The following is an 8,347-nucleotide window of genomic DNA, read 5'->3' on the forward strand; positions in this document are numbered from 1 at the left end:
GTTTTATTGGTATTGGGTTTGCACACCATTAAAATGGTGGAATTGAGGGAATATCGGGAATAGTTATGCACCACCACCCCTTGTAAATACGCCCAATCGTATTCTTTAATACGTTTTTTATTGGGATGCAAAAAGGTTAAAGGGTTGCGTAATATCTTAAAATTGAAGAAGTAGCTTTCATTGACATATACTTTACCTGTTTTACGATTGAAAATAATGGGGCTACCTCGGCGAGTAAACAAGTTGTGGTAAAATTCAGGAATAATAATGTAGATTGCAAAAAAACAAAGAATAAATGACGAAATAGATAGAATTGCTATTTCTGATTCATTTTCAGTATTATATACAAAAAATAAAAGTACTAATAACACCATTGTAGGAATTAACAAAATAATTAAAATCAAACTGATAAATAAATAAAAAATTTGATTTGATTTCGTTTTACGGATAAAAGCACAATAATTATCATTGGCATACAATAAACGTTGATCGGCTCCAGTTAAATAATTTTCGCCTTTATCTAAATCACCTATCCATCCAAGGATTTGGGGGTTATATTTTGATGGCATGGTTTTACTCCTGATTCCTTATTGTATAGCGTTATATCCAAGCTTATTATGACGCTTCAATATTATACTTTTGTTTGATTTTAGCTAGCTCCTCATGCGTGGTGGCATTAAATGCTTCGACCATCCAGTCTGGCCAACCTTGACCTTTTATAATCTCTTTTTTGAATTGAGTTTCTTGTTCCCATTTGTATTTGCCATCGTTCAAGCTGATTAAATCATTCGCACACATAAAATTATTGACCCAACCCCAGACCAGATAACTACCGATGCCATTGCGTAGTGGATCTAACATAATATGGTCGATGGTTTTATTGGTATTGGGTTTGCATACCATTAATATGGTGCTATTGAGAGAGTATCGGGAATAGTTATGCACCACTACCCCTTGTAGATACGCCCAGTCATACTCTTTAATGCGTTTTTTACTTGGGTGAAAAAAAGTTAATGGATTGCGTAATACCTTAAAATTGAAAAAATAACTTTCATTGACATACACTTTACCGGTTTTACGATTGAAAATGATGGGGCTTCCCCGACGTACAAATAAATTTTGATAAATTTCAGGAATAGATACATAGATTGCAAATAACGAAATAATTTGTATAAAAATAATTAAAACCAGTATTGAATACTCCTTTTTAGGATAGAAATCTATCATTAGTAAAATACAGACATAAATAACAGGTATCAAACAAACAAACACCATAAAAAAAATACATAAATATAAAAACTGGTTAGATAATGTCTTACGAACAAATGCACAATAATTATCGTTGGCATATAATAAACGTTGATCGGCACCCGTCAAATAGTTACCGCCTTTATCTAAATCACCGATCCAACCAAGAATTTGGGGTTGATATTTTGATGGCATGCTTTTACTCCTGATTCCTTATTGTATAGCGTTATATCCAAGCTTATTATGACTCAACATTATACTTTTGTTTGATGTCGGCTAGCTCCTCATGCGTGGTGGCATTAAATGCTTCGACCATCCATTCGGGCCAACCTTGACCTTCTATAATCTCTTTTTTAAATTGGGTTTCTTGTTCCCATTTGTACTTACCGTCGTTCAAGCTGATTAAATCGTTCGCACACATAAAATTATTAACCCAACCCCAGACCTGATAACTACCAATGCCATTGCGTAGCGGATCTAACATAATATGGTCGATGGTTTTATTGGTATTGGGTTTGCACACCATTAATATGGTGGAATTGAGGGAATATCGGGAATAGTTATGCACCACTACCCCTTGTAAATACGCCCAGTCATACTCTTTAATGCGTTTTTTACTTGGGTGAAAAAAAGTTAATGGATTACGTAATACCTTAAAATTGAAAAAATAGCTTTCATTGACATACACTTTACCGGTTTTGCGATTGAAAATGATGGGGCTTCCCCGACGTGTAAATAAATTTTGATATATTTCGGGGATAGAAATATACAATGTAAACAAAGAAGTTAGTAATCCAATAATAACTATAATAAAAATCAAATTTTGTTTTTTGGGATCCAAACCGAAAATTAACAAAAAAAACATATAAATTACAATTAACGAAAGAAAAAAAACAACTAAGAAAATAGATGTATAGAATATTTGATCTGATAATTTTTTACGAATAAAAGCACAATAATTATCATTAGCATACAATAAACGTTGATCGGCACCTGTTAAATAGTTACCGCCTTTATCTAAATCACCTATCCATCCAAGGATTTGGGGTTGATATTTTGATGGCATGGTTTTACTCCTGATTCCTTATTGTATAGCGTTATATCCAAGTTTATTATGATGCTTTAACATTATACTTTTGTTTGATATCAGCTAGCTCGTCATGCGTGGTGGCATTAAATGCTTCGACCATCCAGTCTGGCCAACCTTGACCTTTTATAATCTCTTTTTTAAATTGGGTTTCTTGTTCCCATTTAAATTTGCCATCGTTCAAGCTGATTAAATCGTTCGCACACATAAAATTATTGACCCAACCCCAGACCTGATAACTACCAATGCCATTGCGTAGCGGATCTAACATAATATGGTCGATGGTTTTATTGGTATTGGGTTTGCACACCATTAATATGGTGCTATTGAGGGAATATCGGGAATAGTTATGCACCACCACCCCTTGTAGATACGCCCAGTCATACTCTTTAATACGTTTTTTACTCGGGTGAAAAAAGGTTAACGGATTGCGTAATACTTTAAAATTAAAAAAATAGCTTTCATTGATATACACTTTACCGGTTTTACGATTAAAAATAATGGGGGATCCTTTACGAGTAAAAAGGTTTTGAAATAAACAAGGAAGAATTATAGCGTATAAAGCAAAAATACAAGTGATTAAACAGATTGTTATAATAATGAATACGAATAAATCTTCTTTATTTTTGAACCTTAAAAGGAGATGACATAATTTAGTACCAAAAAAAAGAACTGCACCACTAACACATAGCATTATGAAACATAATGATAGATAAAAAAGTTGATCGAATAAAGTTTTACGTATAAAAACGCAATAATTATCATTAGCATACAATAAACGCCGATCGGCACCTGTTAAATAGTTACCGCCTTTTTCTAAATCACCGATCCAACCAAGTATTTGGGGTTGATATTTTGAGGGCATTGTTTTACTCCTTATTTTATCTTATTTTTTTTGGTTATGATTAAAGGCACATCTTCACGGTTATTATATTGAATAATTATCTGATATTTTGGAATATTAATTGCACCTATAGTTCCTGCCATCCATTTATTTATGATTAATTCATTGGCTAATGGCGTGTCGTCATTGTGTTTTTCAGCTGTTAAGCCAGGCGTTGATTGGTTTAATATAAATTCGTCTGGTTCGTCAAGTTTATAGTAGTCGGTCATCGGGCGCCCTAGTATATCGCGATTACGATCATACCTTTCAAAATAGGCGGCTTTGTCTGTCCAGATAAGATTAAGATCCCCATAGTTTTTGCTGATTGCTATTAACTCTATTTTATGTGACGTGATACGGTACTTAAAGTCGATATATTTTTCTGGTATTGGGTCTGGTTCGGTTTTTAGATTTGGGTAATCATTAATAAATAACCGAATTAGCGCAGTGGCGCTTTCGTTTTGATGGTATTTCGCAAAGTCAGGAATATCCAAATAAAAATAGATATGGCGTTGAAACAGATTGGGGGCACCAGGCTGGGATGACGTTCCTGGTGGATGATACAGCGGTTTTAAACGAACAAAGGTTTGGATATTATAGGTCATAACCGCATAGTCATTGAGCGCCAAACCAAAACCACTGTGAGTGTATAACTCGTCTTCGTGGTAAGCTTGATAGTCTAAATAGTCAAATTCTTGTTGTACACCAAAGTAACAGCGATTTAACCAATGTTGAATAGCAGTAAAATTGTCGTACTTTTTACTAAATAAAATCGCAATGCTACCACCAACTAAAAAGATAATTCCCACAATTGCACTTAACAATGAACCCATTAATGCTACTATAGCGCCCAAAATTATAATACCAGCACCTGTAGTTCTCATATAAAAGTAAGAAGAGTCCTCCATATTCCTCATATCCCATGCACTTCTTAACTCACCAAAAGCTTCGAGTACGGTAATCGCTGCTGTAGCGACACCAACCGTTTTAGATATCATGGAATTCAATCTGATTTTAGCATCTAAGCTTGCTATATCTTTTCCTGCATTGATGCCTTGAATTAATTGCATATTGAGATGAATATTTTTATATTGACTGGTTAAATCTATGCCAGTCAATATCAGAGAAATTAGTGAATTAACCATTTGTGCTCTTAAATCAAGTTCGCCATTACCTTCTTTAAACTCATCCCACTCTTTAAGCATATCGCTCATATTCATTAGGGTAATGGTACCTAATATACCGCTTACCGCCAAATTCACTTTAAACGTTTTTTGACCAATCCGTACGTCTTTACTCGCTGTTTTTACTCTAATTTTACTGTCAATTGTGTCTTGTTTCTGTTCCATTTGGTTTATTGCTGTTGTTGCAGCTGAACTTTGTTTTTCAATATCCGCTTTAGCTTTGGCAATGGCTTCATCACTGGTTTTTTCTAATATATCAGCGGTTGTCGCTCTTCCTTTTTCATTAATGTCTATATTTTCTAACAGGTTTTTTTGTTTATAAATTAATTGGAAATACTGTTTGTAGTTCTGTTCTATAAATTGTTTTAAGTTATGCGGACTTAATGTACCATTAGTGCTGTTAATAAAGTCCACAAACACAGTTTTACTGGCTTGATCGGGAAAACATAATGTGAACTTCACTTTTTTAGTTTTGGTTGTTCCTGTTTTGGTGACCTGTTCATCAATTTCAATACTGTGTAAAAGTTCCAACTCATGCGGGTGATAGATGCCCCTGTTGTAAAATCCACGATGCATTTGCGTAAAAAGATTTTGGATTTTAACAATATTTTCAGGTCTAATCTGTACGTTAATCTCAACCGGTAGCGCTCCGAGTTTAGCTAGTTCGTCAAAAGCGTTTAATCGCATCCACTGAGATTCGATCGGTTTGCGTTTGATATCTTTTGCTAGTATTGCTTGTTTTTTCAATGCGGTACGATTGAGTAAACTTTCGCCTGACTCAGCCATGAAAGTTGGCGATGAGTTTGGATCGGCTATATTGGCTAACTCTTTATTGATCGCTTCGAGATTCCTCTTTAAATCAATAAGTTTTTTTTCATAAACCTGTTTTTGGCGCCTAAGTTCATTTTGCGCTATAGGATCACTAACTGGAATTTGTTTTTTTTGTTGAGCAAGTTCGTCTATTTTCTGTTTGTTTCGTTCGATTCTAATTTCAAGCTCAGCTTTGTTTTTTTCTAATATTTTGATTTTTTGATTGGTGTCTGTTTCAATTTTATGTTTTACCGAGGCATTATAAACCGTCCCCAAAAAGTTGGTTGCATTCGATACCACATCTTTAGGTGTTAACAATTGGTTGTTTTCTAAATCGACGTAAACAGTCTCATCACGATCGATACCTTTAACGTTGTTATATTCACTGATATAGTAAATGCTTTCAGAATTACTAAGTAGTTCGTCCCATAATGCGCTATCTTCATCCAATTTTATTTCGGAATGGGTGGTATCGAGTAACATATTTGTCACTTGCGATTGATAGACTAGCTGCGTTTCTTGACTGCTAAAATCAAATTCACGTTGCCAAAAATGGTTGATATTGACACTAAGCGGTTTTGTTTCAGTAAATGTTGAGGTAAAGCCGTCTTTGCCAAATAACCAACGTGCATACGTAAAATAGTCTATTGACCACTCTTTATGGTAGTTAACTACTTCTTTATATGCTTCTTCTAATTTAATAGTGAATTTTTCAATTTTACCTTGATCGATGCATTCATCAAAATCCTTAAGCTTTTCCCTTTTTTCTTCACCTAAACGGCTTACACGAGTGAGCATTCTTGTCGATTCGGGAATGCCATTATAGCCTACAGTGTCCAGACCCGAATTTTTAAAATTTTCAATCCTTCTTAATTCTCTTGCCATTTCTTGATTATAAGCGGATATGATAGAAGATTGGTATTGTTCAATTAATTGCAATATTATGCGTTTTTTGAACATAACCGGTTTATAATAATTAAATTGTCGCTGTAAATCAGGATTAATGGTTTTGAACATGTTTTTTGCGCGTTGCTCGTAAATTTCGGTTGCGTGTTCTAAGCTTTCAAAACTATCAATTTGCTGTTCTGCTAACGATATTTCGTTTTGTGTTAAGGGCGTTTCATTAAATATACGCAGATGCACAACGCGCTGTGTGTTAAGTTCTTCGGCAATGCCAAAGGTATCTTCTAATACCACCCCACACGATATTGCTTTTCCCTTTGAGTATAAGTTGCTCACATGCGTTGCAAATTGTTGTTTTTGCTGTTTAAAACTGTTAAAGGGATGCGCCGATTCAAAGAAAGGTAATTCATTATCATCAAAACGAAACTCTAATACTTTGCTGGGGGTTTCGGTATTATTTACCTGACCAAAGATATCGGTAAACGGGACAGCCCGGTTACCGGTTGCTTCTGCCGGTGACTGAGCTAAATCAGTAATATCTATTTTGGTAAAACGGGATAATACTTGATTGTCTTGCTCTTTTAGATAATCTTCAACGGCTGTTGTACTCCAAGGTTGTGCACTGTATGCTACCCATGCTTGAGTATAGTCCTCTTGTAGATGAATAAATGCTGCCGGAATAGTGTGACAGTAGTTTTTACAGGCTTTTGATATCGGTCTTGGTTCGGTATAAGTAAGTTGGTGATGGTTTCTTAATCTTAACGCCCCTTCAACACATTCATAGGTTTGCATCATTCGATTATTTATATCTTCGCCTTGTTGTTGCATCACATAGATGTAACCGTTTCGCAAAATCCGTAAAATATAACCGTATTCGATCAGTTTTTCATCGGGCATTCGTGATTTAAAATTTAAATTTTTTGGATAATTTGCCAATTCTTGATAATCGGGATTCGCCTCAACCGTTTTGTGACCTTTCATTTTTATCACCGCCTGACGCAATAAAAATACCGGTATTCCTGTTCGACCACACGCCAGGCAATTACCACTGGCTTCGTTTTTATTTTCAATGGCGATGTTTTCTGTTTTATTCATCTTATACTCTTTAATTCTTTATTTTTTCTTTATTCTGTCAGTAAATGGATTTGGCTTTCAAGGTTAATCTTGGCGTCAATGACATGTTTAGAAAATGTACCGGGCGCCAGTTGGGCTTTAGGTATTTGTTTCAGTACTTGTGGATGTGTAGTAAATAGATGTTGATACCGTAATCCATTTAATCCCCAAAACAGGATATCGGCGGCATCGGTTAAGCCTAATTTGTCAGCTTGTTCAATTAGTTGTGTTGCCTGTATAATTACCTGCTTTTCAAGTGGCACATTTTTTTGTTCTTCAAATTGTGTGCGGTTATTTGCCCATGCATTAACAAGCGTGCGAATGACCCTTAATTTTTTTAAACGCTCACCGTATTCCGTACTCCAACCTTGTTCTATTGTTGATTCGTGATCGCTTATATAAGGAATAAATTCGCCATTGTGTATTGACGGATAATAATAGTTTTCAATTTGTGAAAATTGCGCTTTAAGCCATGCGTTGTCTTGGTTTGAACCAAGTTCCTGTAAAAATTGCATCCGGAAAGGTTCAAAAAAGGGGTAATAATGTTGTCGCAATGTTTTAGCGATGTGATTTCCAATATTAATAATCTGTTTTGCCAATATTGACGGTTTAAGGTCAGTGACAATAAATGCACAGATATATCGTGTTGACCAAAAACATTCAACCGAGGCTTGCATTGTGATTTTATCAATGATTGCTTGCTCTAAAAATTGATAAGGTTCAGCAAGCGTAACTAATGTCGGGCATACGCTTGGATCATAATCTAGATCAGTGCGTAAAACCGTTGTAAGTTTTTTTTCACCAAATGATTTATCTTCACCATATAAACTCTGTAATCCTCTACGTGATAATGGACTGACTGAATTAAGTACGATTTTATTATCAACTAAAAGATAGCGATATTTGTTGAAACTGGCTCTTTTATTTAATTCTCTAAGCATATTTAATCCATTTCGGTACAGAGTTTAACATCTAACTCGCTTGATTTTAGTTGAATTTTTTTGTTTAGGGTCGCAGGCGACATTTTTTGCATTGCATTACATTTAAGATAAACATTCTCTGGCGAGCCAAGCTCGATCCCCGCCTCGCTGATTTTGATGTACGAGCCTCCACAAATAA

At 35.0% G+C, this 8,347-nt stretch carries 6 protein-coding genes; all 6 read right to left on the reverse strand.

Going from position 1 to position 8,347, the window contains the following annotated elements; translation table 11 throughout:
• A partial coding sequence (locus J3U19_RS11315; protein WP_267346349.1) for a DUF6708 domain-containing protein occupies window positions 1-569 on the reverse strand: 569 nt, incomplete at its 3' end.
• A gap of 46 nt (window positions 570-615) precedes the next feature.
• Complete coding sequence (locus J3U19_RS11320; RefSeq protein WP_267346351.1) at window positions 616-1,443, reverse strand: DUF6708 domain-containing protein; 828 nt, start codon at window positions 1,441-1,443, stop codon at window positions 616-618.
• 46 nt (window positions 1,444-1,489) lie between these two features.
• Window positions 1,490-2,314: a DUF6708 domain-containing protein gene (locus J3U19_RS11325; RefSeq protein WP_267346353.1), complete on the reverse strand. Its 825-nt coding sequence runs from the start codon at window positions 2,312-2,314 to the stop codon at window positions 1,490-1,492.
• Window positions 2,315-2,360: 46 nt separating this feature from the next.
• On the reverse strand, window positions 2,361-3,200 hold the full coding sequence (locus J3U19_RS11330) for a DUF6708 domain-containing protein (RefSeq protein ID WP_267346354.1): 840 nt from the start codon (window positions 3,198-3,200) through the stop codon (window positions 2,361-2,363).
• 11 nt (window positions 3,201-3,211) lie between these two features.
• On the reverse strand, window positions 3,212-7,210 hold the full coding sequence (locus tag J3U19_RS11335) for a toxin VasX (protein ID WP_267346355.1): 3,999 nt from the start codon (window positions 7,208-7,210) through the stop codon (window positions 3,212-3,214).
• 29 nt (window positions 7,211-7,239) lie between these two features.
• On the reverse strand, window positions 7,240-8,169 hold the full coding sequence (locus J3U19_RS11340; protein ID WP_267346357.1) for a hypothetical protein: 930 nt from the start codon (window positions 8,167-8,169) through the stop codon (window positions 7,240-7,242).
• Window positions 8,170-8,347: the final 178 nt, after the last annotated feature.

The sequence above is a fragment of the Gilliamella sp. B2828 genome (genome assembly GCF_026537125.1).
Taxonomy (GTDB): domain Bacteria; phylum Pseudomonadota; class Gammaproteobacteria; order Enterobacterales; family Orbaceae; genus Gilliamella.

What these genes read in the sequence shown, in the direction of transcription:
- J3U19_RS11320 (WP_267346351.1), bottom strand. Translation starts at nt 1,443, where the DNA reads ATGCCATCAAAATATCAACCCCAAATTCTTGGTTGGATCGGTGATTTA.
- J3U19_RS11325 (WP_267346353.1), bottom strand. Translation starts at nt 2,314, where the DNA reads ATGCCATCAAAATATCAACCCCAAATCCTTGGATGGATAGGTGATTTA.
- J3U19_RS11330 (WP_267346354.1), bottom strand. Translation starts at nt 3,200, where the DNA reads ATGCCCTCAAAATATCAACCCCAAATACTTGGTTGGATCGGTGATTTA.
- J3U19_RS11335 (WP_267346355.1), bottom strand. Translation starts at nt 7,210, where the DNA reads ATGAATAAAACAGAAAACATCGCCATTGAAAATAAAAACGAAGCCAGT.
- J3U19_RS11340 (WP_267346357.1), bottom strand. Translation starts at nt 8,169, where the DNA reads ATGCTTAGAGAATTAAATAAAAGAGCCAGTTTCAACAAATATCGCTAT.